Genomic DNA, 26,115 nt, shown 5'->3' with positions numbered 1-26,115 from the left:
CCTAATCCCCGCGCCCCATGCGGGGACCGCGGGCGGCATCCGCCGCCGGCACCTGGCGACACAAAAGCAACGACGCAAAAGGAGTCCTTATGACCGTGCTGCTGACCTGGCTGATCAACGCGCTCGCGCTCCTGATCATCACCTGGCTCGTTCCGTCGATCCACATTCGCAGCTTCGGCACCGCGCTCATCGTCGCGATCGTGCTCGGCCTCATCAACGCCGTGCTGCGCCCGCTGTTGATCGTGCTCACGCTGCCCGTGACGATCCTCACGCTCGGCCTCTTCATCCTCGTGGTGAACGCGCTGTGTTTCTGGCTGGCGGCGTCGCTCCTCAAGGGCTTCGAGGTGTCGGGCTTCTGGTCGGCCTTCTTCGGCTCGATCCTGTACAGCATCGTGTCCTGGCTGCTTTCGGCGCTGATCTTCGGCAACCGCAGCCTCGGCTGATGCCGGAAAAGGCCTCACTGGCCTCATCAACATGAAACCGATCGAACTCTCATTCGAATTCTTCCCGCCGAAGACTCCGGACGGCATCGAGAAGCTGCGCGCCACGCGCGCCGAGCTCGCGACGCTCAAGCCGAAGTTCGTCTCGGTGACGTTCGGCGCGGGCGGCTCCACACAACAGGGCACGCTCGACACCGTCGTCGATATCGCGAAGGAAGGCGTCGAAGCGGCGCCGCACCTCTCGTGCATCGGCTCCTCGAAAGAGAGCCTGCGCGCGATTCTCGGCGAGTACCGCTCGCACGGCATCCGTCACATCGTGGCGCTGCGCGGCGACCTGCCTTCGGGCATGGGCGCGGTGGGCGAGTTGCGCTACGCGTCGGAACTCGTCGCCTTCATCCGCGAGGAAACCGGCGACGCGTTTCACATCGAAGTGGCCGCGTATCCCGAGTACCACCCGCAGGCGCGCTCGCCGCGCCACGACCTCGAAGCGTTCGCGCAGAAGGTGAAAGCGGGCGCCAATTCGGCGATCACGCAGTACTTCTTCAACGCCGATGCGTACTTCCGCTTCGTCGAAGACGCGAAGAAGCTGGGCGTGGACATTCCCATCGTGCCCGGCATCATGCCGATCACGAACTACTCGCAGCTCATGCGCTTTTCGGAAATGTGCGGCGCGGAAGTGCCGCGCTGGGTCGCGAAGCGCCTGGAGAGCTTCGGCGACGACCGCGAGTCGATTCGCGCGTTCGGCCTCGACGTGGTGACGGACCTGTGCCGCCGCCTCGTCGAGGCGGGCGTGCCGGGCATCCACTTCTACACGCTCAATTCGGCGGCGGCCACCCGGACGATCTGCCAGCGCCTGGGGTACTGACGTCAACGCCGCGCGGGTCGCGTACCCGCGTAGGGCATGCCATCCAGAAAACCGCGTGGTGCCGCTTTGGCGGCCCACGCGGTTTTTTCTTTGGGGACAGAGTGTGGGTGTATTAGTTCACGCGGCGGGCTGATGCAGATCAGGCTCGACAATTTGAGACATGACGAGAATCAAAACTTTTTCGTTTTCCGGCCTGCGGCAGGACGCACCGCGAGCAGCACCAGGCCGGCATCTTCGCCATGACTCTCTCTACCATCGCCAACCCTGACGCAGAGCATCCAGCCTGGTCCTACACGCAAGCCCTGGATGCCTGGCAAGCCGGCGCACACGACGAGGCGCTCGCAAGCTGTACGCAACTGCTAGCCGCCGACCCGCATAACGCCGATGTTCTGCAACTCGCCGGCGTGCTTCACATCGGGCGGGACCAGGGCATGGCGCGTACGCTGCTCGGCCGGGCGCTGGCCGTGCGTGAAGACGCCGACGTGCTCGTGAACCTCGCGCTGACGTACGACGCCGCTGAAACCGCACAGCGCGAGGCGCTGCTCGAGCGCGCGCTCGAACTGAATCCGCAATCCACGCATGCGCTCAACAATCTCGCGAATCTCTATGGTGAGCGCGGCGAACTCGGGCGCTCGCTCGCCTGCTTCGAGCGCCTGCTCTCGATACAGCCCGACAATGCGCTTGCCCACTACAACTACGGCAGCCTGTTGCTCACCAATGGGGCGGCGGGGCGGGCGGAAGTGTCACTGCGCCGTGCTGTCGAACTAGACCCCGCGTATGCAAACGCGTGGAATAACCTCGCGAGTGCGCTGATCGGGCTGAACCGGTTTTCGGAGGCGCTGGTGCTGCTGACTCACGCCTGCTCGGTGCTACCGGCGTCGGCGGACATTCTCATGACCGTGGGCATTCTGTACAGCCTTCTTGGCCGTCACGCCGAAGCGCATGCAACGCTTGCGCGGGCGGTGGAGATGGAGCCGCACAATGCCTCGCCCTGGAATTACCTGGGCGCGCTTTTCTACGATCTGGGCCAACTGGACAAGGCACGACCGGCGTTTGTGCGCGCCATCGAGCTGCGCCCCGGCTACGCCGACGCGCACGGCAATCTGGCCTCGGTGCTCAAGGCGGCGGGCGATATCGAGGCGGCCATCAGCGGGTACCGCAGTGCGTTGGCGTGCGATCCCGGCAATCGAGCCATGCACGCCAATCTCGCCTATGCGCTCACATTCGCGACGGACGACGCCGCCACGATCCGCGCCGAGGCCGAGGCCTACAGCGCGCGTCACGAAGCGCCGTGGCTCGCGCAGGCGGTGACGCACGCCAACTCGCCCGAACGTGCGCGGCGGCTGCGCATCGGCTACGTGTCGCCGGATTTTCGCCAGCACTGCCAGGCGCTTTTCATGACGCCGCTGCTCGCGCATCACGACCATCGGGCGTTCGAGATCGTCTGCTACTCGACCACGTCGCGGCCCGACGATGTCACGCGCCGTCTCGCAAGCTATGCGGACCTCTGGCGCGACGTGCGCGAGTTCGACGACGAACGGCTCGCCCGGCAGATTCGCGACGACGGTATCGACATCCTCGTCGACCTGACCATGCACATGGACGGCGCGCGGCGACTCGTGTTCGCGCGCCGGCCCGCGCCCGTGCAGGTCGCGTGGCTTGCGTATCCGGGCACCACGGGCAGCGCCGCGATCGGCTGGCGGCTCACCGATCCGTGGCTCGATCCGCCGGGCGTGCCGGGCGTCGATGCCCAGTACACCGAACGCTCGCTGCGTCTGCCCGATTCGTTCTGGTGCTACGACGCGCAGGCCCCCGGCGTCGAGGTCAGCGCGCTGCCCGCGCTTGCCGTGGGCCATGTCACGTTCGGCTGCCTGAACAATCCCTGCAAGCTCACTGACGCGACGCTCGCGCTCTGGTCCGGCGTGTTCGCGGCGCTGCCCGATGCGCGGCTCGTGCTCCTCGCGCCCGAGGGCGAGGCGCGGACGAAACTCGCCGCGCGGCTCGCCTCGCACGGCGTGCAGGCGGCGCACGTGCGCTTCGTCGGCATGCAGGCGCGCGAGGACTATTTGCGCACCTGGTCGCAGATCGACATCGCGCTCGACACCGTGCCGTACAACGGCCATACGACGAGTCTCGACGCGTTCTGGATGGGCGTGCCCGTCCCCACGCGGGTGGGTCGCGCGGTTGCCGGGCGCGCCGGTCTTTCGCTGCTCGCCAACCTTGGCTTGCGGGATCTGGCCGCGCACAGCGACGCCGAATACGTCGCCATCGTCACGGCGCTGGCGCGCGACCTGCCGCGGCTCGCGGCGCTGCGCGCGGGCTTGCGCGAGCGCATGACGGCCTCGCCGCTCATGGACGGCGCGCGCTTTGCGCGCGCCGTCGAGGGCGCCTACCGGCAGATGTGGGGCGCGTGGTGCGCCACGGCGGCCACCGGCGAGCCGGAGGACGCCCGCGCCTGGTTCGACCGGGGCAACCTGCTGCGCGACCAGGGCGACGTCGCGCAGAGCGAGGCCGCGTTCCGGCGCGCCGCCGAACTCGCGCCCGATGATCCCGAGGTGTTGAGCAACCTGGCTAGTCTGATTGCGCAGAACGGCCGCTACGCCGAGGCGCAACCGCTGCTGGAGCACGCGCTGGCCGTGCGCCCCGACTTCGCCGGAGCCTGGCGCAATCTCGCCAACGTGTTCATGGCAACCGACCGCAAGGGCGAGGCGATCGAGGCATACCGGCGCGCGATCGATCTCGCGCCCGGCTTTGCCCGCCCCCGCGTCCTGCTTGCCGCGTTGCTCATGAGCGCGGGCGAGACGGCCGCGGCCATCGGGGAGTTGCGCCACGCGGTGGCGGACGATCCCGCCGACGTTTGCGCGCACAGCGACCTGGCCTACGCCACGATGTTCGTGACCGACGACGGCCACGCCATCCGCGCCGAGGCCGAAGCGTTCAGCCGGCGGCACGAGGCGCCGCTGATGGCCGTGCCGGCGTGGCACGCCAATGTGCGCGACCCGGCGCGGCGCCTGCGCATCGGTTACGTTTCCCCCGATTTTCTCAACCATTGCCAGTCGCTTTTCACGTTGCCGCTCCTGGCTCACCACGACCACGCCGCGTACGAGATCTTCTGCTATGCGAGCGTGGCGCGGCCCGACGTGGTCACGCGGCGCATCGCGAGCCATGCCGATGTCTGGCGCGACGTGCACGCGCTCGACGACGCGCAGCTCGCGCAGCAGATTCGCCACGATGGCATCGACATCCTCGTCGACCTGACGATGCACATGGCGAGCGCGCGGCGGCGTCTCTTCGCCATGCGGCCCGCGCCGGTGCAGGTCGCGTGGCTGGCCTACCCGGGCACCACCGGCAGCCCTGCAATGGGCTGGCGGCTCACCGACCCGCGTCTGGACCCCGAAGGCGCGCCCGAGGTCGACGCGCAGTACACCGAACGATCCCTGCGCCTGCCGGACACATTCTGGTGCTATGCCCCGTTCTACGATGCCGACCGCACCGCGCAGCCCGGCTCGCTGCCCGCGCTGGCTGCGGGCCACATCACGTTCGGCTGCCTGAATAATCCCTGCAAGCTCACCGACGCCACGCTCGCGCTCTGGTCCGGCGTGTTCGAGGCGCTGCCCGACGCGCGTCTGATGTTGCTCGCCGCATCAGGCATGGTGCGGGACCGGTTGAAGAAGCGCTTCGCCGGGCATGGCATCGATCCCGCGCGCGTCACGTTCGTGGGTTACCAGAACCGGCTCGATTACCTGCGCACCTACGCGCAAATCGACATCGCCCTCGACACCTTCCCGTACAACGGCCACACCACGAGCCTCGATGCGTTCTGGATGGGGGTGCCGGTGCCCACGCGCGCGGGCCGTTCGGCCGCGAGCCGCGGTGCCCTCTCTCTGCTCGCGAACCTCGGCCTGACCGATCTGGCCGCGCACAGCGACGCGCGCTACGTCGCCATCGTGAGCGATCTCGCCCGCGATCTGCCGCGTCTCGCCGCGCTGCGTGCGGGCTTGCGCGAGCGCATGCTGGCCTCGCCGCTCATGGACGCGCCGCGCTTCGCGCGCGCCATGGAGGCCGCATTCCGGCAGATGTGGCGCGCCTGGTGCGAAGAAGTATCGCCACTCGCCGCTTGAGCGTCGCCCCCGTCGCGGCGCGCGGCAATTCGGCGCGCTATGTTCCTGTTCTACAAGGCAATCAAGAGAAACGAACCAGGAAACCGCGCGGAAACCGCAAGCAAACAGCAAGGAAGCGACAACAAAAAACGGGGACAAGCGTACGTTGCGCCGCAGCATGCGGCAACGGTGACGCCTGTCAACCCGGCGTTTTCCACAGGCGACGGGACTTTTGGCTTGCTTGTGACTGCGGCACGTGCTCAAGTAAGATCGCGCTACGCTGGCGCAAGCCGGCACTGAACTGGAGGAAACATGAAAGAAAACAAACTGTTGCGTGCTGCACGAATGACGTCTCTCGTGGCGCTCGCAGCGGCATCGATTGCTGGAGCCCCGCTCGCGCACGCCGCGCAAAGCATTCCGAACAAGACGCTTGTCTACTGCTCGGAAGGCAGCCCCGCCGGCTTCGACCCGGCCCAATACACGACCGGCGTCGATTTCACCGCGAACACGTTCACCGTCTATAACCGTCTCGTCGAATTCGAACGCGGCGGCACCAAGGTCGAACCGGGGCTCGCGCAATCGTGGGACGTTTCCCCGGACGGCAAGACCTACACGTTCCATCTGCGTCATGACGTGAAGTTCCAGACCACCTCGTTCTTCAAGCCCTCGCGCGAATTCAACGCGGACGACGTCGTGTTCACGTTCGACCGCATGCTCAACCCGAACAACGCGTTCCGCAAGGCGTACCCGGTGTCGTTCCCGTACTTCACCGACATGGGCCTCGACAAGCTGATCGCGAAGGTCGAGAAGGTCGATCCGTACACCGTCAAGTTCACGCTGAACGAGCCGAACGCGCCGTTCATCCAGAACATGGCGATGGAATTCGCCTCGGTCCTCTCGGCTGAATACGCGGATCAACTGATGAAGGCCGGCAAGGCCGCCGACATCAACCAGTACCCGGTCGGCACGGGTCCGTTCATCTTCAAGAGCTACACGAAGGACGCGACCATCCGTTTCGACGGCAATCCCGACTACTGGAAGCCGGGCGCCGTGAAGCTCGCCAAGCTGATCTTCTCGATCACGCCGGACGCCAGCGTGCGCGTGCAGAAGATCAAGCGCGACGAGTGCCAGGTGATGAGCTACCCGCGTCCCGCCGACATCGCGCCGCTGAAGGCCGAGGCGAACATCGCGATGCCGTCGCAGCCGGGCTTCAACCTGGGCTACCTGTCGTACAACGTCACGCACAAGCCGCTCGACAACGTGGACGTGCGCCACGCGCTCGACATGGCGATCAACAAGAAGGCGATCATCGACTCGGTGTACCAGGGCGCGGGCCAGCTCGCCACCAACCCGATGCCGCCGACCCAGTGGTCCTACGTGAAGAACCTGCCGGCCAACGCATACGATCCGGCGAAGGCCAAGGCGCTGCTCGCCAAGGCGGGTCTGTCGAACGGTTTCGAGATCACGCTGTGGGCCATGCCCGTGCAGCGCGCCTACAACCCGAACGCACGCTTGATGGCCGAAATGATCCAGTCCGACTGGGCCAAGATCGGCGTGAAGGCGAAGATCGTCACGTATGAGTGGGGCGAGTACATCAAGCGCGCGCACGCGGGCGAGGACGACTCGATGCTGATCGGCTGGACGGGCGACAACGGCGACCCCGACAACTGGCTCGGCACGCTGCTCGGCTGCGAGGCCGTGAACGGCAACAACTTCGGCAAGTGGTGCTACAAGCCGTTCGACGACCTGGTCCAGAAGGGCCGCCAGACGTCGGATGTGGCGCAGCGCACGAAGTTCTACCAGGAAGCGCAGCAGATCTTCGCGAAGCAACTGCCGTTCTCGCCGATCGCGCACTCGACCGTCTATCAGCCGGTCAGCAAGAAGGTGATCGACATGCGCATCGAACCGCTCGGCTACGCGCGCTTCGACGGCGTGGGCATGCAGTAACGTTGATCGGTAGCTTTCGCCCGGCTTTCACCTGATCGGAAAGCGGGCGGAATATGGTCCGGCGACCGGGGTCACGAGCCCCCGTCGCCGGTTGCGTTTCATTTCAAGCTTTCGGGGGAACACCACATGTTCCGCTTCGTATTGCGCCGCATCGGCATGGTGATACCCACGTTCATCGGTATCACGATCCTCGCGTTCGCACTCATCCACCTGATTCCGGGCGACCCCATCGAAGTGATGATGGGCGAGCGCGGCGTCGATCCGCAAATGCACGCCGAGGCGATGCACCGCCTGGGGCTCGACGAGCCTCTGCCGATGCAGTATCTCCACTACGTGTGGCACGCTGTTCACGGCAATCTCGGCACTTCGATCATCACCAATACGAGCGTGATGGGCGAATTTCTCGCGCGCTTTCCCGCCACCGTCGAACTCTCCATTTGTGCGCTCCTCTTCGCGCTGGTGATCGGCTTGCCGGCCGGCGTGTTCGCGGCGCTGAGGCGCGGCACCGCCGTCGACCACGGCGTGATGGGCACCGCGCTCACCGGCTATTCCATGCCGATCTTCTGGTGGGGGCTCATTCTCATCATGGTGTTCTCGTCGAAGCTCGGCTGGACGCCCGTGTCGGGCCGCATCGCCGTGGAATTCGACATTCCGCACGTCACGGGCTTCATGCTGATCGACTCGCTCCTGCCCGGCACCGACGAAGGCTCGTTCCGCTCCGCCTTGAGCCACCTGATCCTGCCCGCCATCGTGCTCGGCACGATCCCGCTCGCCGTGATCGCGCGCATGACGCGCTCTTCCATGCTCGAAGTGCTGCGCGAGGACTACATCCGCACCGCGCGCGCCAAGGGCCTGTCGCCCTTGCGCGTGATCGTCGTGCACGCGCTGCGCAACGCGCTCATTCCCGTGGTGACGGTGATCGGCCTTCAGGTCGGCACGCTGCTTGCGGGCGCCGTGCTCACCGAAACGTTGTTCTCCTGGCCCGGCATCGGCAAATGGCTGATCGACGCGATCAGCCGGCGCGACTACCCGGTGGTGCAGGGCGGCATTCTCATGATCGCGACGCTCGTGATCCTCGTGAACCTGTTCGTCGATCTGCTGTACGGCGTGCTCAACCCGCGCATTCGACATACGAGGTAAGCGAGCCATGACAATGCACACCCCACAACATCACAATCAAACGCAGGAGGCATGATGGCTGACATTCAGAACACCGTGCCTCGCGCCGTCACGCCGCCTTCGGGCCGCGCGCTCGTGCTGCGCGAATTCTGGGCGAACTTCTCGCGCAACAAAGGCGCCGCGGGCGCCGGGATCATCGTGCTCGCGCTGATCTTCATCGCGATCTTCGCGCCGCTGATCGCACCGCACAGCCCTATCGAGCAGTACCGCGACTTCGTGAAGATTCCGCCCGCCTGGCTCGACGGCGGCAACTGGAAGTTCATCCTCGGCACCGACGAAGCGGGCCGCGACATCCTCTCGCGTCTCATGTACGGCGCGCGCCTGTCGCTGTGGATCGGCTGCGTGTCGGTCGTGCTCGCGCTGATTCCGGGCATCGTGCTCGGGCTCGTGGCCGCGTTCTTCGAGAAGTGGGCCGACACGCCGATCATGCGTCTCATGGACGTGCTGCTCGCGCTGCCTTCGCTGCTCCTCGCCGTGGCCGTGGTCGCGATCATCGGTCCGGGTCTCACCAACACCATGCTCGCCATCGCGATCGTGGCGTTGCCCGGTTACGTGCGTCTCACGCGCGGCTCGGCTTTGGGCGAACTGCACAAGGAGTACGTGACCGCTTCGCGCGTGGCCGGCGCCGGCACGATGCGGCTGATGTTCTCGCAGGTGCTGCCCAACTGCACCGCGCCGCTCATCGTGCAGGCCACGCTCGGCTTTAGCTCGGCGATTCTCGACGCCGCCGCGCTCGGCTTCCTCGGCCTCGGTGTGCAGCCGCCGCGGGCGGAGTGGGGCGCGATGCTCGCCTCCGCGCGCGACTACATCGACAGCGCATGGTGGATCGTCACGATGCCCGGTCTGTCCATCCTCGTTTCGGTGCTCGCAATCAATCTGCTCGGCGACGGGCTGCGCGACGCACTCGATCCCAAGCTCAAGCGGATGGCCTGATCATGACTCAAGACCTTTTGACCATCCGTAATCTGGCGGTGAACTTCAACGGCCTGCCCGCCGTCGACCGCGTGAATCTTTCCGTGGCGCCGGGCGAAGTGCTCGGCATCGTCGGCGAATCGGGCTCGGGCAAGAGCGTGACGATGATGGCGCTCATGGGCTTGATCGACGCGCCCGGCAAGGTGACGGCGGATTCGATCACGTTCGACGGACGCGATCTGCTGGGCGCCACGGGCAAGGCCCGTCGCCGCATCGTCGGCAAGGACATCGCCATGGTGTTCCAGGACGCGCTCACGAGCCTGAACCCGAGCTATACCGTCGGCTATCAGATCAAGGAAGTGCTCAAGCTGCACGAAGGCTTGCGCGGTTCCGCGCTGCATGCGCGCGCGCTGGAACTGCTCGACCAGGTGGGCATTCCCGATGCGAAGAACCGCATCGACAACTTCCCGCACCAGATGTCGGGCGGCATGAACCAGCGCGTGATGATTGCGATGGCCGTGGCCTGCAACCCGAAGCTTCTGATTGCCGACGAGCCCACCACGGCGCTCGACGTGACGATCCAGGCGCAGATCATGGAACTGCTCGTGCGCTTGCAGAAAGAGCGCGGCATGGCGCTCGTGCTGATTTCGCACGATCTGGCCGTGGTTTCGGAAGTCGCGCAGCGCGTGGCCGTGATGTACGCGGGCGAGATCATCGAGACGAACCGTGTGCCGGACATCTTCTCGCGCCCGCATCACCCGTACACGGAAGCGCTGCTCGCGGCGATCCCCGAGCACAACAAGGGGGCGATGCGTCTTGCCGCGCTGCCCGGCATGGTGCCCGGCCGCGACGACCGGCCGAGCGGCTGCTTGTTCGCGCCGCGCTGCAAGTACGTGGTGGACGACTGCATGAAGGCGCGGCCCGCGCTCGACGCGGTTGCCGATGAAAGCGGCTACGCGCAGGTGCGCTGCATCAAGCCGCTGAACGCGGCGGTGAATCTTTCCAACGGAGGCGCGCGATGAACGCAGTCCAGCAACACGCGGCTCGTGAGGACCACAAAGACGACAAGGTTCTGGTCGCGGAAGATCTCAAGAAGCACTACACCGTCAAGCGCGGCATGTTCGGCACGGGTACCGTGAAGGCGCTCAACGGCGTGTCGTTCTCGCTCACGCGCGGGCGCACGCTCGCCGTGGTGGGCGAGTCGGGCTGCGGCAAATCGACGCTGGCTCGCCAGCTCACGATGATCGAGCCGCCCACGGCGGGCAAGCTCACCATCGACGGCGAAGACGTTGCGCACGCCAACACGGCGAAGATCGCCGCGCTGCGCCGCCGCGTGCAGATGGTGTTCCAGAACCCGTTCGCCTCGCTCAACCCGCGCAAGACCGTGGAGCAGACGCTCGGCGAGCCGCTCGCCATCAACACGCGGCTCACGGCCAGCGAGCGTGCGGACCGTATCGCGCACATGATGCGCATCGTGGGCCTGCGGCCCGAGCACGCCAAGCGCTATCCGCACATGTTCTCGGGCGGCCAGCGCCAGCGCGTGGCGATTGCGCGCGCGATGATTCTCGACCCGCAGATCGTCGTGGCCGACGAGCCGGTGTCCGCGCTCGACGTCTCGATCCAGGCGCAGATTCTCAATCTGTTCATGGACTTGCAGGAGCAGTTCCGCACGAGCTACGTGTTCATCTCGCACAACCTGGCCGTGGTCGAGCACATCGCCGACGACGTGATGGTGATGTACCTGGGCGGCGTGGCGGAACTGGGCGACAAGCACACGGTGATCACGCGGCCGCGCCATCCGTACACGCGCTCGCTGCTCTCGGCCACGCCCGCGATCTTCGAGGCGGACCGGCACGTGAAGATCAAGCTGGAGGGCGAATTGCCTTCGCCGCTCAATCCGCCGTCCGGTTGCACGTTCCACCAACGTTGTCCATATGCGATCGACCGGTGTCGTAAGGAAGTTCCGGCACTACGCGAAGTGGATGGACGTCAGGTATCCTGCCATCGTGCAGAGGAGGTGGGGGAAGAGGATGGGCGGCCCATGCCGGCCTGAAGCGACGACGGCGCGTCGTTTTATTGTTGCGCGCTGCCAGCGAAGAGGCGGCCGTCGCGCCGTGTTTTTCGCCGTTTTTCGTACTGCTTTGTCCACCGTTTCACCTGCCGTGGCGGTCGTGGCCGCGCTGTTGCGCGCGCTCGTGCTCGCGCTTCTGGCCGGCGCGTGGCCCGGTTCGCTGCCCGCCGCGTTCGCGGCGGGCGCGGCCGCCAACACGCCCGGCGCCCGCCCGAGCGTGCCGATGCCCGCGGGTGGCGGCATTCCGGGCTTCCACGCCGCGCCCGCCGTGCCGAGCTATGCCTCGGGCACCACGGCTGGCGGTCCCGTGCGCACGCAACCCGCGCGCATGCCGTTCTACCTCGCCACGCGCGGCAATCTCACCATTTATCTGCTGGGTACGCTGCACGTGGGCGACCCGGCCGACTATCCGGCGGGGCAGCCGTTTCGCCCGCCCATTCTCGCGGCGCTCGCCGCCTCGCCGATCCTCGCGCTTGAGCTTTCGCCCGACGACCTGCTCGTTTCCCAGGACGACGTCTCGAAATACGGCGTGTGCAGGAATCCCTGCCTGCCGGGCCTCTTGCCCGAGCCGCTCTGGCAGAAGCTGGAGGCGCGCATGCGCGGCAATCCGGAGGCGCTGGCCGAGATCCGCAAGATGCGGCCGTGGCTCGCCTCGCTGCTCGTCGAAACGTACGACTCGCTGAGCGCGGGCCTGCAAACCGAGTACGGCACCGAGGCGCAATTGCAGAACGTGTTCCTGCGCTGGAAGGGGCGCCGCATCGTCGGGCTGGAGACGCTAGCGGAGCAGATGCGCGCCTTCACGAACCTGAACCTCGCGCAGCAGCGCGAGATGCTCGCGCAGGACCTTGCGCAAACGCCGGCCCAGAACGTGGCCGACGTGCAGACGCTGCTGCGCCTGTGGCGCGTGGGCGACGCCGACGCCATCGCCGCATGGGAGGCGGCGCGCACCGAGAAGCTCTCGCACGACGCGCGCGTGGCGGCTTCGGTCGACAACCGCATCGTCTACGAGCGCAACCGGCGCTTCGTTTCGCGCATGCAGCAGTACGTCGCGCCCAACAAGCCGCTGTTCGTCGCGATTGGCGCGCTGCACCTGGGCGGGCGCCGGGGTGTGCTCCAGTTGCTGCGCCAACGCGGCTTCACGGTGGAGCCGGGCTGAGCGCGACTCGCCTGGCCCGCGCTGTCAGCGCCGCGCGCCACCTTGCGCTTGCTCAAGCGCGCACGCGTTTAGTCGGTATTCGATATCGAGACACCGGACGCGCACCTAACATGCGGATTTTTCCGCTGCCGAGGTTCTCGCCATGTCTCCTACGTCCGCCGCCGGGGCGAGCGCACCCTGTGTGAGTGTCGTCACGCCCACCTGGAACCGCGAAGCGTTCCTGCCGCTCGCGTACCGGTCGTTCGCGTCGCAGCGCGCGCTCGCGCTGGAGTGGATCGTGATCGACGACAGCGAAGCGCCCAGCGCCTACATGGCGAGCCTGCGCGACGAGCGCGTGGTGTACCGGCATTTGCCCACGCGCCTGTCGATCGGCGAAAAGCGCAATCTCGCGGCCGAGCTTGCGCGCGGCGAGATCATCGCGCACTTCGACGACGACGAGATCTATGCGCCCGATTACCTCGGCGCGATGCTCGGGCAGATGCGGCGGCACGAGGCGCAACTCGTCAAGCTCGGCGCGTTTTTCCTCTATAGCCGCGTGTATGGCCAGTTCGCGTACTGGGACCTGATGCGCAAGAGCGGGCTGCACTTCTGCTGGAGCGACCGGCCCATGACGGCGCTCAACTTCCCGCACGAGAACGCCGCTTTCGCGGACAACCATCTGGGCTACGGCTTCAGCTACCTGTACACGAAACGCTTGTGGGCGTCGCAGCCCTTCGAGCATCGCTCGTTCAACGAAGACGGCATGTTCGCGACGGCCGCTCGCGCGCGCGGCGCGCGCATCGCGCTGCCCACCGACGACGTGGGCTTGTGCCTGCACGTGCTGCATGCTCACAACACGTCGAAGTGCTTTCCGCAGTATCTGCTGCCCGACGTGCTCGTCGCGCGGCAATATCCGCACTTTTGCGAGGCGCTCGACGCGGCCTCGCTGCGCGCAAGCTGAGGCCATGAAAAAAGCCGGCGCGAGGCCGGCTTGCTTCATCGGATTGCGGCCGCGCTCAAAACCCGAACACGTTCAGCAGCACGATATTGGCCGCGAGAATGCCCAGCGCCGTGGGCACCTGCACGCGGATCACCGCGTTCTTGTCGGGCAGTTCCAGCAGCGCGGCGGGCACGATGTTGAAGTTCGCGGCCATCGGCGTCATGAGCGTGCCGCAGTAGCCCGAGAACATGCCGATGGCGGCCATCATCGCCGGGTTCACATGGAACACGCCCACCAGCACCGGCACGCCCACGCCGCCCGTCATCACCGGAAACGCCGCGAAGCCGTTGCCCATGATGATGGTGAAAAGCGCCATGCCCACGCAGTACACGACCACGGCCACGAAGCGGATGTCCATGTTGATGTAGGACGTCGTGACGTGCGCCACGGCCTTGCCCACGCCCGCGTCCGAGAACACGAGGCCGAGCATGCCGAGCATCTGCGGCAGCACGGCGGCCCACGAGAGCGCGTCGACGAGGCGGCGCGTTTCCTTCATCGACTGGCCGACGCTGTCGCGCGTGATGAGGCATGCAATGGCGAGCGCGATCACGCAGCCCATGCCGAAGCCGATCAGCGTGACGTTCTTCGGGTCGACGAGCGGCGTGCCGCCGATCACGAGATGGCTCGCCGCGAGCGTGAGGATGACGGTGACGGCGGGAATGGTGAGCGCGGGCACAAACAGCTTGTTGCCAAGACGTTTTGCGCTGGCGATGCGGGTTTCGAGCGCGAGCACCTTGGGCTTGCCCGCCGTCACGCCGCCGAAGCCCGCGATGAGCGCCATGGCGAGCACGAGCACGCCCACGACTTCGGCGGGCAGGCGGTCGCCCACCAGAAAGATCAGCGCGTAGAGCAGCCAGAAGCCGCCCGCCGTGAAGCGGCGCGGATGCTCGCGATCCACGACGATCATGCCGCCGACGACGAGCAGCACGATGCCGACCAGCCAGAACAGCCAGTTGAGCGTGAGCGTCATGCTTCGTCTCCCTGCTGGCGAGGCGTGTTCGCCGCTTTTGCAGCCTGTGCGCCGCCCAGTTCCCGCTCCAGCTTGCGGTCGAGCAGCCAGAGCCGCGTGCCGTGAATCAGGAACGCGCAGATCGCCGTGGGAATGCCCCACAGCGCGACGTGAATCGGCTCGACCGACACGCCCGCTTCCTTGAGCAGCGTGACCATCAGCACGATCGCGCCGAACGCCACGAAAATGTCTTCGCCGAAGAAAAGGCCCACGTTGTCGGTCGCGGCCGAGTACGCGCGCAGCTTGAAGCGCACGGCGTCGGAGAGCTTGCCGAAGCGGTTCTCGGTGGCGCCTTCGGCCATCGGCGCGATGAGCGGGCGCACCATCTGCGGGTGGCCGCCCAGGCCCGTGAGGCCGACCGCGGCGGTCAACTCGCGCACGAGCAGATAGACGATCAGGAGGCGCCCGGCGGTGGCCGCCTTGATGTTGCCGATCCAGATCTGCGCGCGCTCGCGCAGGCCGTGGCGCTCCAGCAAGCCGATTACCGCGAGCGGCAGCAGGATGATGAGCGGGATGTTGCGCGTCTTGATGAAGCCGGTGCCGATGGCGGCGAGAACCCTGGTCGTATCGAAGCCCCCGGCGAAGCCGGTGACGACGGCCGCCGCGGCGACGATCAGCATCGGATTAAACCGTAACAGGAAGCCGGCGATGATGACGGCCACGCCTATCAGCGGCCATAAGTTGATGGTGCTCTGCATGTGGATCTCCAAACGTATTGGCTTGTCGTGATTGCCGCGGATAGCGGCGAAACGGTCCGGCCCGCCCGGCTGCGGATGGAGCAGGGGGCGCGCGGCCGCGTTGTCTTTCCGGCTCTGGCGGCCGTTCGTACAACTACGAACCTGATGCGAACAACAACTGCACTTGCTGGTGGGGAATTGCCTTGTGAAACCGGTGGCGATGCGCCGGGAGCGGCGCGCGCCGCGAAAAGGCCGCGCGCGCTCCCGTCATCATGTCCTGCGTGGGCGGCGCGTGCCGCGCACCGTTTAGCCTTCGACCGCGCCCGCCGCGCGCACGCCGATGCCCGCGTCGTTGAGCGCCGTGCGGATGCGCCGCGCGAACGCGAGCGCATGCGGCCCGTCGCCGTGCAGGCAGATCGTTTGCGCGTTGAGCGGCACCCATGCGCCGTTCACGGCCTGCACGCGCTGCTCGCGGATCATCGCGAGCGTGCGTGCGAGCACGATGTCTTCGTCGTCGAGCAGGGCGCCCGGCTCGCTGCGCGGCACGAGCGAGCCGTCCGCGCGATAGCCGCGGTCGGCGAACACCTCCTCGACGGCCACGAGCCCCGCTTCGCGCGCCGCCGTGACGAGCCCGCTGCCCGCGAGCGCGAACACCGTCACGGACGGATCGAAGTCGTGCACGGCGGAGACGATCGCCGCGGCGATCTGCGGGTCGCGCGCGGCCTGGTTATAGAGCGCGCCGTGCGGCTTCACGTGGGCGATGCGCCCGCCTTCGGCCTGGGCGATCGCGGAAAGCGCGCCGAGCTGGTAGAGCACGCCCGCGTAGATTTCCTCGGGCGGCAGGTTCATCTCCTTGCGGCCGAAGTTCTCGGGGTCGTTGAAGCTCGGATGCGCGCCGATCGACACGCCTTTTTCCACGGCCCAGCGCACGCATTCGCGCATGGCGTTGGCGCCGCCCGCGTGCCAGCCGCACGCGATGTTGGCCGAACTCACGAGGTCGAGCAGCGCCTCGTCGGAGCCGCAGCCTTCGCCGAGATCGGCGTTCAGATCGATGGTGGTCATGATGGATTCCTCTTGCTGCTTGTCTTGCCGATGTTGCATCGATATTGCGTAAGGGTGGCGCCCGACGATGAGCGCCGGAAATTCACGCGCTCGCGCGGCGGCTCGCGTAGCGCTCGTCGTGCATGGCGATCGCGGCGTCGATCTGTCGCAAATACGCCCGTTCCTCTTCCAGCGCCCGGCGCGCCACTGCGGGTGTGGCTTCCACGAAGCGCACGCCGCCCGTGAGGCGCACCTGCGCGAGCTTCCAGAGGTCGGCGCGGATCACCGAGCCGATCTTTGGATAACCGCCCGTGGTCTGTGCGTCGGCCATCAGCACGATGGGCTGGCCGTTGGGCGGCACCTGGATCGTGCCGGGCAACACGGCGTGCGAGAGCAGGTCGCGCCCGTCCTCGCGCGCGAGCGGCGTGCCCGTGAGGCGAAAGCCCATGCGGTTACTGTTGGGCGTGATCTGCCATTCGTCGGACCAGAACGCGCGCTGCGCGTCGGCCGTGAAGCTGTCGTGCTCGGGGCCGCGCAGCACGCGCACGGGCACGGCCCAGGCCATGCCGTCCGGGTGTCGGCCGCGCCGGTGATGCGGCTCGTCGGCCAGCGCGAAGTTGCACCACACGGGCGCCTTCACGCCGAACGCGGGCGCGCCCGGATCGAGCGCGGCGCGCTCGCGGGCCGGTGCGAACGACGCGCCGATGGCGAGGCGGTCGCCGTCCTTGAGCGCGCGCCCCGCGAGGCCGCCGAAACCCGCCGCGAGGTCGGTGCTGCGCGAGCCGAGCATGGGCAGCACGTCGATGCCGCCCGCCACGCATAGATAGGCGCGCATGCCGCGCTTCGAGCCGTTTAGCACGAGTTCTTCGCCCGCGGCCACGGGCAGGCTCCACCATGACCACACGGGCTTGCCGCCGAGCGTGGCGCCGAAGTCGGTGCCGGTGATGGCCACGCGCGTGGCGCGCGCAAAGCGCAGCGCCACGGGGCCGAAGGTGATTTCCAGGCCGGCTGCGTCGGGCCGGTTGCCGACCAGGCGGTTGCCCACTTCGAGCGCCAGCGCATCGAGCGCGCCGCCGGTGGCGACGCCCAGATGCCGGTAGCCGGGGCGGCCGAGATCCTGGACCGTGGTGAGCAGGCCCGCGCGCAGGACTTCGATCATGCGTGGAGCTCCGCAATGGTGAAGCGCACGCGGTCGCCGGGCATGAGCAGCGTGGGCGGATTGCGCGCGGGGTCGAACAGCTTCTCGGCGGTGCGGCCGATCAATTGCCAGCCACCGGGCGAGGCGGCCGGATAGATGCCGGTCTGCTCTCCGCCGATGCCCACCGACCCGGCCGGGACGGCGAGGCGCGGCTCGCGGCGGCGCGGCGTGTGCAGCGCGGCCTCGAGCCCGCCGAGGTAGGCGAAGCCGGGCTGAAAGCCGAGGAAGAACACGGTGTAGACGCCTTCGGCGTGGCGCGCGGCGACGTCGGCGGCGGCAAGGCCGCAATGCTGCGCGACCGTTTCGAGGTCGGGGCCGTCCGCGCCGCCATAGATCACGGGAATCGCGACCTCGCGGCCCGCTTCGTTCGTGACCTCGGCGTCGCGCCAGGCCTCCTTGAGCGCGCCCGCGAGGGCGGCGGCGTCGGCGGCGAGCGGATCGAACGTGATCGTCAGGTTGTTCATGCCGGGGACCACCTCGCGTACGGGCGCCCAGCCGCGCGCGAGCGCGGCGACGGCCCAGACGCGACGCTGGACTTCGAGCGTGGCGGGCGGCGGCGCTTCGCAGACGAGCGCTTCGTCACCAAGAGGAAAGATGCGGGGATCAGAATTCGGCATGTTGGATCGATCAAGGGACGGTTCGACCGGTCAAAAATCAGTACAGGGAGACACACCAGCGGACGGCCGGCACCGTTCTTTGCTAGCGTACATTGTCGATAAATTATCTACAAATTATCAATAAGCGTTTATGCCAGGCGCACATCGACGCGGGCTGCAATTACACTCACGGCACGCCTCGTTCCCTCTTCGTCCTCCGACCACAGGTTTTTGCCATGTCGCGCCAGCCGACCAAGATCGTTTCGTCTGAGCATCTCGTCTCCGAGTCGAGCGCCGAGCTTTCCGAGTTCGAGTACGCGCTCATCATGGCGAGCAACGCGTTCAACCGCTGGATGGTGCGCTGCATGTCGGCGGCGGGCGTGAAGGACATGACGCCGATCGAGGTGTCGCTGCTCCATCACGTCGGCCATCGCGAGCGGCGCAAGAAGCTCGCGGACATCTGCTTCGTGCTCAACATCGAGGACACGCACGTCGCCACGTATGCGTTGAAGAAGCTCGTTTCCAGAGGGTACGTAAAAAGCGAAAAGACCGGCAAGGAAGTCTTCTTTTCGGTCACGCCCGAGGGGCACGACCTGTGCCTGCGCTATCGCGACGTGCGCGAGAGCTGCCTCATCGCCACGCTCAAGGAAAGCGGCCTCACGAACCAGCAGATCGGCGACGCCGCGCAGCTCATGCGCAATGCTTCAGGGCTCTATGACACGGCGGCGCGGGCCGCCGCTTCGCTTTGATGCGCTGAAAGCGCTGAATACGCGCAACCGCCGGGGCGACCTTAGCGCACGCGGCGCCGCGCGCCAAGGTGCGTGTCGGACTCGGTGACCACGGCATCCAGCGGCAGGTCGTGCGCCTCGCGCGCGAGCACGCCGTCGTCGATGCGGCACGCTTCATAGGCGACGCCCACCGTGACGGGCAAGGCCGCGCCGGGCCACGCGGCGAGCGTGCGGTCGTAGTAGCCGCCGCCGTAACCGAGCCGGTAGCCGTCGCGATCGAAACCCACGCAGGGCACGAGCAGGAGTTCGGGCGCGATCGCTTCGCGCGCCACGGGCTCGGGTATGCCGTGATGGCCTTCGCGCATCGGCGCGTCGGGGGTCCATACGTGGAAGACGAGCGGCGCGTGGCGCTCGGCGATGGCGGGCAGGGCGGCGCGGCGCGAGGTGTCGGCGGCGATCCAGGCGGCGATCCAGGCGCGCGCGTCGAACTCGCCGCGCAAGGGCCAATAAAACCCGATCGAACGCGGCTGGAATTGCGAGACGAGAGCGTCGAGACGAGCTGTCAGCGCAGCGCCGATTGCCACGTCCGAAGACGCCTCAATTCGCCGAGGAAGCAGCCTTGCACGCCAGTCCTTTTTGGATTCCGCATGGGGGTTGCGTGCTATGCTTGGGTTCACCTCGCGCTCCAGAAATAACGATGTCCAAACGCCTTGTCCGAGTATATCGCGTGGTCGGTCTCGCGCTGACCGCCGCGGCACTCGTAGCATGCAGCACGGCGGACGCCGTGCGACCGGTCGCACTGCCCGTCGGGGCGGCACTCACAAGCGACGATCAGACCTTCATCCAGCTTCGCGAAGCCGCGCGCAACAACGACCCCGCGCGCGCCGCGCAGCTCGCTGCGACGATTCCCGATTACCCGGCGCCGTCGTATCTCGAATACTTCCAGCTCAAGCCGCAGCTTTTCGATTCGCAGGGCCACGCGCGCATCGACGCGCCCGATGCGCCGGTGCTCTCGTTCTTGCAGCGCTACGACGGCCAGGCGATCGGCGACCGCATGCGCAACGACTATCTGCTCGTGCTGGGCGCGCGCCACGACTGGGCGAACTTCGACAAGCAATATCCGCGCTTCGTGCTCAACGACGACACGCAGGTGAAGTGCTACGCGCTGGAGTCGCGCGCGGCGCGCGGCGAAAACGTCGCGAACGACGCGCGCGCGCTGCTCGTCGAGCCGCGCTATTACGGCGACGGCTGCGTCGATCTCATCACTGCGCTCGCCATGAAAGGCCAGTTCTCGAACGACGACGTGTGGCAGCAGATCCGCCTCGCCTACGAGCAGAACCAGACCTCCACCGGCGCGAAGCTGCTCGACGGCCTGGCGCAACGTCCCGATCCCACCGCGTTCAGCCAGGCCGTGAGCACGCCGCCGCTCACGCTCGCGCAAGGCGTCACCGCCGACCCGCAATCGCACCAGCTCGCGCTGCTCGCCGTCACCGTGATGGCGCGCAACGACCCGTCCATGGCCGCGGCCACGTTCGCCACCGTCGCGCCGCAGCTCAGTTCGCCCGAGCGCGCGATCGGCTGGGGCACGATCGGCTATCAGGGCGCGCTCAAGCGCCTGCCCGCCGCGCTCGGCTGGTATCGCCTCTCGGTCAACGCGCCGCTTTCGAACGCGGCTTACGAATGGCGTACGCGCGCGGCGCTCCTCGGCGGCGACTGGACCATGGTGCGCTGGTCGATCGAGCAGATGCCGGCCGATCTGCGCGCGCAGCCGTCATGGGTCTACTGGCATGCCCGCGCGCTCAAGCAGGCGGGCGAAACGGGGCAGGCAAGCCAGGAGTTCGGGGCGATCTCGCAGGGCTACAACTTCTACGGCCAGCTCGCCACTGAAGAACTCGGCCAGAAGATCACGATTCCGCCCAAGACCGCGGTGAGCGACGCCGAAATCGCCCAGGCCGCGCAAACGCCGGGCTTCGCGCTCGCGCAGCGTTTCTACGCGCTGAACCTGCGGCTCGAAGGCAACCGCGAGTGGAACTGGCCGCTGCGCGGCATGAGCGACCGGCAACTGCTGGCCGTCGCCGAATACGCAAAACGCATCCAGTTGCTCGACCGCACCGTCAACACGGCCGACCGCACGCAAACCGAACACGACTTCTCGCTGCGCTATCTCGCGCCGTTCCGCGACGTGGTGGAGCGCGACGCGCAGACCAACGGCCTCGACGTGGAATGGGCCTACGGCCTGATCCGCCAGGAGTCGCGCTTCATTCTCAACGCGAAGTCGGGCGTGGGCGCAAGCGGCCTCATGCAGATCATGCCGGCCACGGCGCAGATGGTCGCGAAGAAGATCGGCCTCGGCACGCTCTCGCGCGACCAGCTCAACGATCTCGACACCAACATCCTGCTCGGAACGAACTATTTGTCGATGATCTACAATCAGTTCGATGGCTCCGCCGTGCTCGCCACCGCCGGTTACAACGCCGGGCCGGGGCGCCCGCGCGCGTGGCGCCAGTCGTTGCAGGGGGGCGTCGAGGGCGCCATCTTCGCGGAGACCATTCCGTTCCAGGAAACCCGCGACTACGTGAAAAACGTGTTGTCGAACACGGTCTACTATGCGGCGCTGTTCGAGGGCCGTCCGCAATCGCTGAAGGCGCGTCTCGGCTATATCTCGCCGTAAGCGCCTCGCCGTCACGCCACGGCACGCGGCGTGCGCCGCCTCATGCGGGGCGCGCCGCGGGACGAACCGGACCTCGTACGCGGCGGCGCCGCCTGCCCGAGGAGGTCGAAGATGAGACATCAAGCCATTGCGGTCATCGGCGGTTCGGGATTCATCGGCAGCCATCTCGTCAACGCGCTCGTCGAAGCGGGCAAGGACGTGCGGGTCGCCACCCGCCGCCGCTTCAACGCCCGCCATCTCACCCTGCTGCCCATCGACGTGGTCGAGACCGATGTGTCCGACCCGGTTGCGCTCGCCGCGTTCGTCGAGGGCATGGATGCGGTCATCAATCTCGTCGGCACGCTCAATGGGGGGCGCGGCGATCCCTACGGGCCGGGCTTTGCGAAGCTGCATGTCGAACTGCCGACAAAGATCGTTGCCGCCTGCGAGGGCAAGGGCGTCCACCGGCTCATCCACATGAGCGCGATCGGCGCCGATCCGCGCGGGCCGAGCATGTATCTGCGCTCGAAAGGCGACGGCGAAAAGGCGGTGCACGCCGCCACGGCGCTCGCCACGACGATATTCCGGCCCTCGGTCGTATTCGGCCCCGAGGACACGTTTCTCAACCGCTTCGCGCTCCTCCAGCGGCTTTTTCCCATGATTCCGCTCGCCATGCCGGACGCGAAGTTCCAGCCGGTGTTCGTGGGCGACGTGTCGAGGGCGATCGTCAACGTTCTCGATCTGGACGCCGCGAGCGGGCACACGTACGAGCTCGGCGGCCCGACCGTCTACACGCTCGAGCAGTTGTTCCAGTATTGCGGCGAGGTGGTGGGCCGCCACGCGCGCATCGTGCGGCTGCCCGATGCGTTCGGCCGCTTGCAGGCGCTTTCCTTCGAAATGGCGCCTGGCGTGCCGGTGCTCACGCGCGATAATCTCGATTCGATGAAGGTGGACAGCGTGCTTTCGGGGCCGCTCGCGCCGGAGCTCGACATCGAGCCTGCCAGCATCGAGACGATCGCGCCGCTCTATCTCGCCGACGCCTCGTTGCGCTCGCGGCTGAATCTCTTTCGGGCCAGCGCCGGGCGCTAGCCGAAAGCGGCCTGGCCGCCGGCACTCTTTCAACTCACTACGGTCATTGGAACCATGAAGCTCGTCATCGGAGACAAGAACTATTCGTCGTGGTCGCTGCGCCCGTGGGTGCTGCTCAAGCACTTCGGCATCCCGTTCGAGGAAGTGCTGATCGAGCTCGACGAACCCAACACCAAGTCGTCGATCCTCGCGTTCTCGGCCTCGGGCAAGGTGCCGTGCCTCGTCGCCGACGACGGTTTTGCCGTGTGGGATTCGCTCGCGATTGCCGAGACGCTTGCCGAGCATTTCCCGCAGCACCCGCTGTGGCCGCGCGACGCGAACGCGCGGGCCCGCGCGCGCAGCGTGAGCGCCGAGATGCATTCGGGCTTCGGCGAGCTGCGCAACGAGATGCCGATGAATATCCGCAAGGTGAAGCCGGGCGCGGGCGCGACGCCGGGCGCGCTCGCCGATGTCGCGCGCATCGACGCGCTCTGGCGCGAGTGCCTCGCCGCGAGCGGCGGGCCGTTTCTGTTCGGCGAGTTCACGATTGCAGACGCCATGTATGCGCCGGTCGTCATGCGCTTCAACAGCTACCAGCCGAAGCTCTCGCCCGAAGCCGCGGCGTACGCGCAGCGCGTGAGCGCATTGCCCGCGCTCGCGGAATGGGTGGCAGCCGCGCGCCGCGAAACCCACATCGTCGCTGACGACGAGCGCGACGACGCATGAAGATCTATGTCGTAGGCGGTGCGATTCGCGACGCGATGCTCGGGCTGCCCGTGCGCGATCGCGACTATGTCGTGGTGGGCGCGACGCCCGAGCAGATGGCCGCACAGGGTTATCGTCCGGTGGGCAAGGACTTTCCGGTGTTCCTGCATCCCGAAACGCACGAGGAGTACGCGCTCGCGCGCACCGAGCGCAAGACGGCGGCGGGCTATCACGGCTTCCAGTTCTTCTACGCGCCCGACGTGACGCTCGAAGAGGACCTCGCGCGGCGCGACCTCACCATCAACGCGATGGCGCAGGAAGTGCAGCCGGGCGGCGTGCTGACCGGGCCGGTAGTCGATCCGTTCGGCGGCGCGCGTGATCTGCAAGCGCGCGTGTTTCGCCATGTGAGCGACGCGTTCCTCGAAGACCCCGTGCGTATTCTGCGCATTGCGCGCTTCGCCGCGCGCTTTGCCGACTTCACCGTTGCGCCCGAAACGCTCGAACTCATGCGCGAGATGGTGGCATCGGGCGAAGTGGACGCCCTCGTGCCCGAGCGCGTGTGGCAGGAAATCTCACGCGGCCTGATGGAGGCGAAGCCTTCGCGCATGTTCGAGGTGCTGCGCGATTGCGGCGCGCTCGCGCGCGTGCTGCCCGAAGTCGACGTGCTGTGGGGCGTGCCGCAGCGCGCCGACTATCACCCGGAAATCGATACGGGCGTGCACGTGATGATGGTGATCGACCACGCGGCGGCGCAGGGCTACACGCTGCCGGTGCGCTTCGCCGCGCTCACGCACGACCTGGGCAAGGGCACGACGCCCGAAGACGTGCTGCCGCGCCATATCGGCCATGAGGGGCGCAGCGTCGATCTGCTCAAGCCGTTGTGCGACCGTCTGCGCGTGCCCAACGACTGCCGCGAGCTGGCGGTGCTGGTCGCGCGCGAGCACGGCAACATGCATCGCGTGATGGAGATGGGCGCTGCCGCGCTCGTGCGCATGCTCGAACGCTGCGACGCGCTTCGCAAGCCCGCGCGCTTCGCGGAAGCGCTCCAGGCCTGCGAGTCGGATTTGCGCGGGCGGCTGAACTGGGAGAATGCACCTTATCCGCAGGCCGAGCGGCTGCGCGTAGCCCTCGTGGCGGCGCGCGGCGTGGATGCCGGCGCGATTGCGCGGTCGATCGAACGCGGCGGGGCCGAGAAGATCAAGGAAGCCGTGCACGAGGCACGCATCGCGGCGGTGGAAGGCGCGCTGGCGGCGGCCTGAGCGACCCGGGCAGCCTGGCGGTTGCGCGCTCGCTCAGAGCGCGCGCACGAGAAACGAAAGCGCCATCGAAAGCACGAGCGTCGACATGAACGGCAGCGGATACTCGCGGCCGAAAATGCGCAGCGTGACGTCGCCGGGCAGCCGTCCGATGCCGAGCTTGCGCAACCACGGCTGCGCACCCGAGAGGATCGCCACGGCGATGAAGGTGGTGAGGAACCAGCGGATCATGGTCGCGTGGGCGTGAGCGCTCAGAGAGTGTGGCTGCGGTCGCCGCGGGCAAACGCGGTGAGGGTGGCGTCGATGCCGCGCGAAAACGCGATCACCTTGAAGAGTTCGCCCATCTCCGCTTCGGAAACGAGTTTTTGCACGGCGTTTGCGGCGGGCAGGAAGCGCTGCGGGTCGCCGGGATCGATCTCGCCGAGGACTTCGGTAATCCCGGCGTTCATCAGAAAGCGCGCCTGCGAGGTAAAGCCTAGCAGGTCCGCGCCCGCTTCCACGCCGGCTTCGGCAATGCCCGTGAATTCCACGTGCGCGGTGATGTCCTGCAACCCCGGATAGAGAAACGGGTCGCCGTGCGCGCGGTGCCGGTAATGGCACATCAGCGTGCCTTGTGCGCGTTGCGGGTGGTAGAACTCGTGGCGCGGAAACCCATAGTCGATGAAAAACGCCGCGCCGCGCTGGAGCATCGAGCACACGGTGCGCGTGAACGCGAGCGCCGCCTCGTGCGTTTCGGTCAGGTAGTCCTCGCTGCCTTCGACGCCCGCAAGCACGCCCTCGGGCCAGTTCGCATCGCGCCCGGAGTTGGCCGGCTGGTCGGCGAAAACGAACGCGCCATCGGCGTTCACGCCCACGCCGCGCTCGTGCCACACGGCGTCCTTGCGCGCGAAGAGGCGCACCGGCATGGCGTCGAGCACTTCGTTGCCGATCACGACGCCTTCGAATTGCGCGGGCAGCGCATCGAGCCACGTCACGCGTTCGAGGAGCGCGGGCGCGAGCTTCGCGATCGTTTCGCGCTGGCGCTCGCGCAACTCGCCCGAGAGATCGACGATCGCGTAGGAGTCGAACGGCACGCCCAAGGCGTCGAGTGCGAGCATCACGCCCGCGGCGAGCCGGCCCGTGCCCGCGCCGAACTCCATCAGGCGGCGCGTGCCGCTGGCGGCCAGCGCTTCGCCCACGGCGCGCGCGAGCGTTGCGGCGAACAGCGGCGAAAGCTCGGGCGCGGTCACGAAGTCGCTGCCGTCAGCGGCCAGCAGGCCGAACTTGCGCGCGCCGCCACCGTAGTAACCGAGTCCCGGCGCGTACAGCGCGCGCTCCATGTAGCGGTCGAACGGCAGCCAGCCGCCCGTCGACGCGATCTCGGCGCGCAACGTGGCGGCGAGCGCCTCGGACTGCGCGAGCGCGATCGGCTCGGGAACAGGTAAACTATCGGGTTCGTGAGCTTTCGGATTCATCCCGGCATTGTAAATGAGCGCAACTCCCGGCATCCGCCCGGCTGACGCCGGCGGCGCGTCCGTCCTCGAACCGCAATCTGTATC

23 protein-coding genes are annotated in these 26,115 nt (G+C 67.3%); 15 read left to right on the top strand and 8 right to left on the bottom strand.

Annotated elements, in window-relative coordinates; all coding sequences use genetic code 11:
- Positions 1-89 precede the first annotated feature (89 nt).
- The 10 genes from C7402_RS00285 (at position 90) to C7402_RS00240 (ending at position 13,610) form a co-directional block, all read left to right on the top strand.
- Positions 90-443, top strand: coding sequence for a phage holin family protein (locus tag C7402_RS00285; protein WP_028203399.1), 354 nt, complete (start codon positions 90-92; stop codon positions 441-443).
- 31 nt (positions 444-474) lie between these two features.
- Positions 475-1,305 (top strand): methylenetetrahydrofolate reductase [NAD(P)H], encoded by an 831-nt coding sequence (metF, locus tag C7402_RS00280; protein ID WP_112169855.1) that lies wholly within the window; start codon positions 475-477, stop codon positions 1,303-1,305.
- 239 nt (positions 1,306-1,544) lie between these two features.
- Positions 1,545-5,426, top strand: coding sequence for an O-linked N-acetylglucosamine transferase, SPINDLY family protein (locus tag C7402_RS00275; RefSeq protein ID WP_116609301.1), 3,882 nt, complete (start codon positions 1,545-1,547; stop codon positions 5,424-5,426).
- A 291-nt stretch (positions 5,427-5,717) separates the two neighbouring features.
- On the top strand, positions 5,718-7,352 hold the full coding sequence (locus tag C7402_RS00270) for an ABC transporter substrate-binding protein (protein ID WP_112169853.1): 1,635 nt from the start codon (positions 5,718-5,720) through the stop codon (positions 7,350-7,352).
- Positions 7,353-7,478: 126 nt separating this feature from the next.
- Positions 7,479-8,492 (top strand): ABC transporter permease subunit, encoded by a 1,014-nt coding sequence (locus C7402_RS00265; protein ID WP_112169852.1) that lies wholly within the window; start codon positions 7,479-7,481, stop codon positions 8,490-8,492.
- A 54-nt stretch (positions 8,493-8,546) separates the two neighbouring features.
- Positions 8,547-9,464 (top strand): ABC transporter permease subunit, encoded by a 918-nt coding sequence (locus tag C7402_RS00260; protein ID WP_116609300.1) that lies wholly within the window; start codon positions 8,547-8,549, stop codon positions 9,462-9,464.
- 2 nt (positions 9,465-9,466) lie between these two features.
- Positions 9,467-10,465 carry an ABC transporter ATP-binding protein gene (locus C7402_RS00255; RefSeq protein WP_116609299.1) on the top strand — a complete coding sequence of 333 codons (999 nt, stop codon included), beginning with the start codon at positions 9,467-9,469 and terminating at the stop codon, positions 10,463-10,465.
- A complete protein-coding gene (locus C7402_RS00250) occupies positions 10,462-11,496 on the top strand; it encodes a peptide ABC transporter ATP-binding protein (protein ID WP_112169849.1) in 1,035 nt (344 codons plus the stop codon). Before C7402_RS00255 ends, C7402_RS00250 begins: the two co-directional genes overlap by 4 nt.
- Complete coding sequence (locus C7402_RS00245; protein WP_116609298.1) at positions 11,474-12,670, top strand: TraB/GumN family protein; 1,197 nt, start codon at positions 11,474-11,476, stop codon at positions 12,668-12,670. The genes C7402_RS00250 and C7402_RS00245 overlap by 23 nt, the downstream gene beginning before the upstream one ends.
- 142 nt (positions 12,671-12,812) lie before the next feature.
- Positions 12,813-13,610, top strand: a complete 798-nt coding sequence (locus tag C7402_RS00240) for a glycosyltransferase family 2 protein (RefSeq protein ID WP_116609297.1) — start codon at positions 12,813-12,815, stop codon at positions 13,608-13,610.
- A 55-nt stretch (positions 13,611-13,665) separates the two neighbouring features.
- Here the strand turns inward: C7402_RS00240 and C7402_RS00235 are convergent, their stop codons facing one another.
- From C7402_RS00235 to pxpB, 5 genes are all read right to left on the bottom strand, one after another.
- Positions 13,666-14,619, bottom strand: a complete 954-nt coding sequence (locus C7402_RS00235; RefSeq protein WP_116609296.1) for a DUF979 domain-containing protein — start codon at positions 14,617-14,619, stop codon at positions 13,666-13,668.
- Positions 14,616-15,356, bottom strand: coding sequence for a DUF969 domain-containing protein (locus tag C7402_RS00230; RefSeq protein WP_112169845.1), 741 nt, complete (start codon positions 15,354-15,356; stop codon positions 14,616-14,618). The genes C7402_RS00235 and C7402_RS00230 overlap by 4 nt, the downstream gene beginning before the upstream one ends.
- A gap of 285 nt (positions 15,357-15,641) precedes the next feature.
- The gene (pxpA, locus tag C7402_RS00225; RefSeq protein ID WP_112170269.1) at positions 15,642-16,397 is read right to left on the bottom strand and encodes a 5-oxoprolinase subunit PxpA; all 756 of its coding nucleotides are present in this window, start codon (positions 16,395-16,397) and stop codon (positions 15,642-15,644) included.
- Between the two features lie 82 nt (positions 16,398-16,479).
- Positions 16,480-17,535, bottom strand: coding sequence for a 5-oxoprolinase subunit C family protein (locus C7402_RS00220; RefSeq protein WP_112169844.1), 1,056 nt, complete (start codon positions 17,533-17,535; stop codon positions 16,480-16,482).
- Positions 17,532-18,191, bottom strand: a complete 660-nt coding sequence (gene pxpB / locus C7402_RS00215; RefSeq protein ID WP_116609295.1) for a 5-oxoprolinase subunit PxpB — start codon at positions 18,189-18,191, stop codon at positions 17,532-17,534. Before pxpB ends, C7402_RS00220 begins: the two co-directional genes overlap by 4 nt.
- 215 nt (positions 18,192-18,406) lie before the next feature.
- Between pxpB and C7402_RS00210 the strand changes: the two genes are divergently transcribed.
- Positions 18,407-18,919: a winged helix DNA-binding protein gene (locus C7402_RS00210; protein ID WP_112169842.1), complete on the top strand. Its 513-nt coding sequence runs from the start codon at positions 18,407-18,409 to the stop codon at positions 18,917-18,919.
- Between the two features lie 41 nt (positions 18,920-18,960).
- Here the strand turns inward: C7402_RS00210 and C7402_RS00205 are convergent, their stop codons facing one another.
- A complete protein-coding gene (locus C7402_RS00205; protein WP_372460395.1) occupies positions 18,961-19,575 on the bottom strand; it encodes a 5-formyltetrahydrofolate cyclo-ligase in 615 nt (204 codons plus the stop codon).
- A gap of 20 nt (positions 19,576-19,595) precedes the next feature.
- Here C7402_RS00205 and C7402_RS00200 point away from each other — a divergent pair, with 20 nt between their 5' ends.
- The 4 genes from C7402_RS00200 to C7402_RS00185 all read left to right on the top strand — a co-directional run bounded on the left by C7402_RS00200 (position 19,596) and on the right by C7402_RS00185 (position 24,580).
- On the top strand, positions 19,596-21,569 hold the full coding sequence (locus tag C7402_RS00200) for a lytic transglycosylase domain-containing protein (RefSeq protein WP_116609294.1): 1,974 nt from the start codon (positions 19,596-19,598) through the stop codon (positions 21,567-21,569).
- Positions 21,570-21,680: 111 nt separating this feature from the next.
- Positions 21,681-22,637, top strand: a complete 957-nt coding sequence (locus tag C7402_RS00195) for a complex I NDUFA9 subunit family protein (RefSeq protein WP_112169840.1) — start codon at positions 21,681-21,683, stop codon at positions 22,635-22,637.
- A 54-nt stretch (positions 22,638-22,691) separates the two neighbouring features.
- A complete protein-coding gene (locus C7402_RS00190; RefSeq protein ID WP_116609293.1) occupies positions 22,692-23,342 on the top strand; it encodes a glutathione S-transferase family protein in 651 nt (216 codons plus the stop codon).
- The gene (locus tag C7402_RS00185) at positions 23,339-24,580 is read left to right on the top strand and encodes a multifunctional CCA addition/repair protein (RefSeq protein ID WP_116609292.1); all 1,242 of its coding nucleotides are present in this window, start codon (positions 23,339-23,341) and stop codon (positions 24,578-24,580) included. The genes C7402_RS00190 and C7402_RS00185 overlap by 4 nt, the downstream gene beginning before the upstream one ends.
- Positions 24,581-24,613: 33 nt before the next feature.
- On the opposite strand, the gene C7402_RS00180 is transcribed toward C7402_RS00185, so the two are convergent.
- Together C7402_RS00180 and C7402_RS00175 are read right to left on the bottom strand one after the other, a co-directional pair.
- Positions 24,614-24,808, bottom strand: coding sequence for a DUF2905 domain-containing protein (locus C7402_RS00180; protein ID WP_112169837.1), 195 nt, complete (start codon positions 24,806-24,808; stop codon positions 24,614-24,616).
- A gap of 20 nt (positions 24,809-24,828) precedes the next feature.
- Positions 24,829-26,031, bottom strand: a complete 1,203-nt coding sequence (locus C7402_RS00175) for a class I SAM-dependent methyltransferase (protein ID WP_112170267.1) — start codon at positions 26,029-26,031, stop codon at positions 24,829-24,831.
- Positions 26,032-26,115 lie beyond the last annotated feature (84 nt).

It is taken from the genome of Paraburkholderia unamae, from assembly GCF_003096875.1.
Taxonomy (GTDB): domain Bacteria; phylum Pseudomonadota; class Gammaproteobacteria; order Burkholderiales; family Burkholderiaceae; genus Paraburkholderia; species Paraburkholderia unamae.
Note: the sequence above shows the minus strand (reverse complement) of the source record. Positions and strands in the feature narration are given on the sequence as shown.

Excerpts from the sequence above, each read along its gene's own strand:
- C7402_RS00285 (WP_028203399.1), top strand. The coding sequence starts at position 90 with ATGACCGTGCTGCTGACCTGGCTGATCAACGCGCTCGCGCTCCTGATC.
- metF (WP_112169855.1), top strand. The coding sequence starts at position 475 with ATGAAACCGATCGAACTCTCATTCGAATTCTTCCCGCCGAAGACTCCG.
- C7402_RS00275 (WP_116609301.1), top strand. The coding sequence starts at position 1,545 with ATGACTCTCTCTACCATCGCCAACCCTGACGCAGAGCATCCAGCCTGG.
- C7402_RS00270 (WP_112169853.1), top strand. The coding sequence starts at position 5,718 with ATGAAAGAAAACAAACTGTTGCGTGCTGCACGAATGACGTCTCTCGTG.
- C7402_RS00265 (WP_112169852.1), top strand. The coding sequence starts at position 7,479 with ATGTTCCGCTTCGTATTGCGCCGCATCGGCATGGTGATACCCACGTTC.
- C7402_RS00260 (WP_116609300.1), top strand. The coding sequence starts at position 8,547 with ATGGCTGACATTCAGAACACCGTGCCTCGCGCCGTCACGCCGCCTTCG.
- C7402_RS00255 (WP_116609299.1), top strand. The coding sequence starts at position 9,467 with ATGACTCAAGACCTTTTGACCATCCGTAATCTGGCGGTGAACTTCAAC.
- C7402_RS00250 (WP_112169849.1), top strand. The coding sequence starts at position 10,462 with ATGAACGCAGTCCAGCAACACGCGGCTCGTGAGGACCACAAAGACGAC.
- C7402_RS00245 (WP_116609298.1), top strand. The coding sequence starts at position 11,474 with ATGGGCGGCCCATGCCGGCCTGAAGCGACGACGGCGCGTCGTTTTATT.
- C7402_RS00240 (WP_116609297.1), top strand. The coding sequence starts at position 12,813 with ATGTCTCCTACGTCCGCCGCCGGGGCGAGCGCACCCTGTGTGAGTGTC.
- C7402_RS00235 (WP_116609296.1), bottom strand. The coding sequence starts at position 14,619 with ATGACGCTCACGCTCAACTGGCTGTTCTGGCTGGTCGGCATCGTGCTG.
- C7402_RS00230 (WP_112169845.1), bottom strand. The coding sequence starts at position 15,356 with ATGCAGAGCACCATCAACTTATGGCCGCTGATAGGCGTGGCCGTCATC.
- pxpA (WP_112170269.1), bottom strand. The coding sequence starts at position 16,397 with ATGACCACCATCGATCTGAACGCCGATCTCGGCGAAGGCTGCGGCTCC.
- C7402_RS00220 (WP_112169844.1), bottom strand. The coding sequence starts at position 17,535 with ATGATCGAAGTCCTGCGCGCGGGCCTGCTCACCACGGTCCAGGATCTC.
- pxpB (WP_116609295.1), bottom strand. The coding sequence starts at position 18,191 with ATGCCGAATTCTGATCCCCGCATCTTTCCTCTTGGTGACGAAGCGCTC.
- C7402_RS00210 (WP_112169842.1), top strand. The coding sequence starts at position 18,407 with ATGTCGCGCCAGCCGACCAAGATCGTTTCGTCTGAGCATCTCGTCTCC.
- C7402_RS00200 (WP_116609294.1), top strand. The coding sequence starts at position 19,596 with ATGTCCAAACGCCTTGTCCGAGTATATCGCGTGGTCGGTCTCGCGCTG.
- C7402_RS00195 (WP_112169840.1), top strand. The coding sequence starts at position 21,681 with ATGAGACATCAAGCCATTGCGGTCATCGGCGGTTCGGGATTCATCGGC.
- C7402_RS00190 (WP_116609293.1), top strand. The coding sequence starts at position 22,692 with ATGAAGCTCGTCATCGGAGACAAGAACTATTCGTCGTGGTCGCTGCGC.
- C7402_RS00185 (WP_116609292.1), top strand. The coding sequence starts at position 23,339 with ATGAAGATCTATGTCGTAGGCGGTGCGATTCGCGACGCGATGCTCGGG.
- C7402_RS00180 (WP_112169837.1), bottom strand. The coding sequence starts at position 24,808 with ATGATCCGCTGGTTCCTCACCACCTTCATCGCCGTGGCGATCCTCTCG.
- C7402_RS00175 (WP_112170267.1), bottom strand. The coding sequence starts at position 26,031 with ATGAATCCGAAAGCTCACGAACCCGATAGTTTACCTGTTCCCGAGCCG.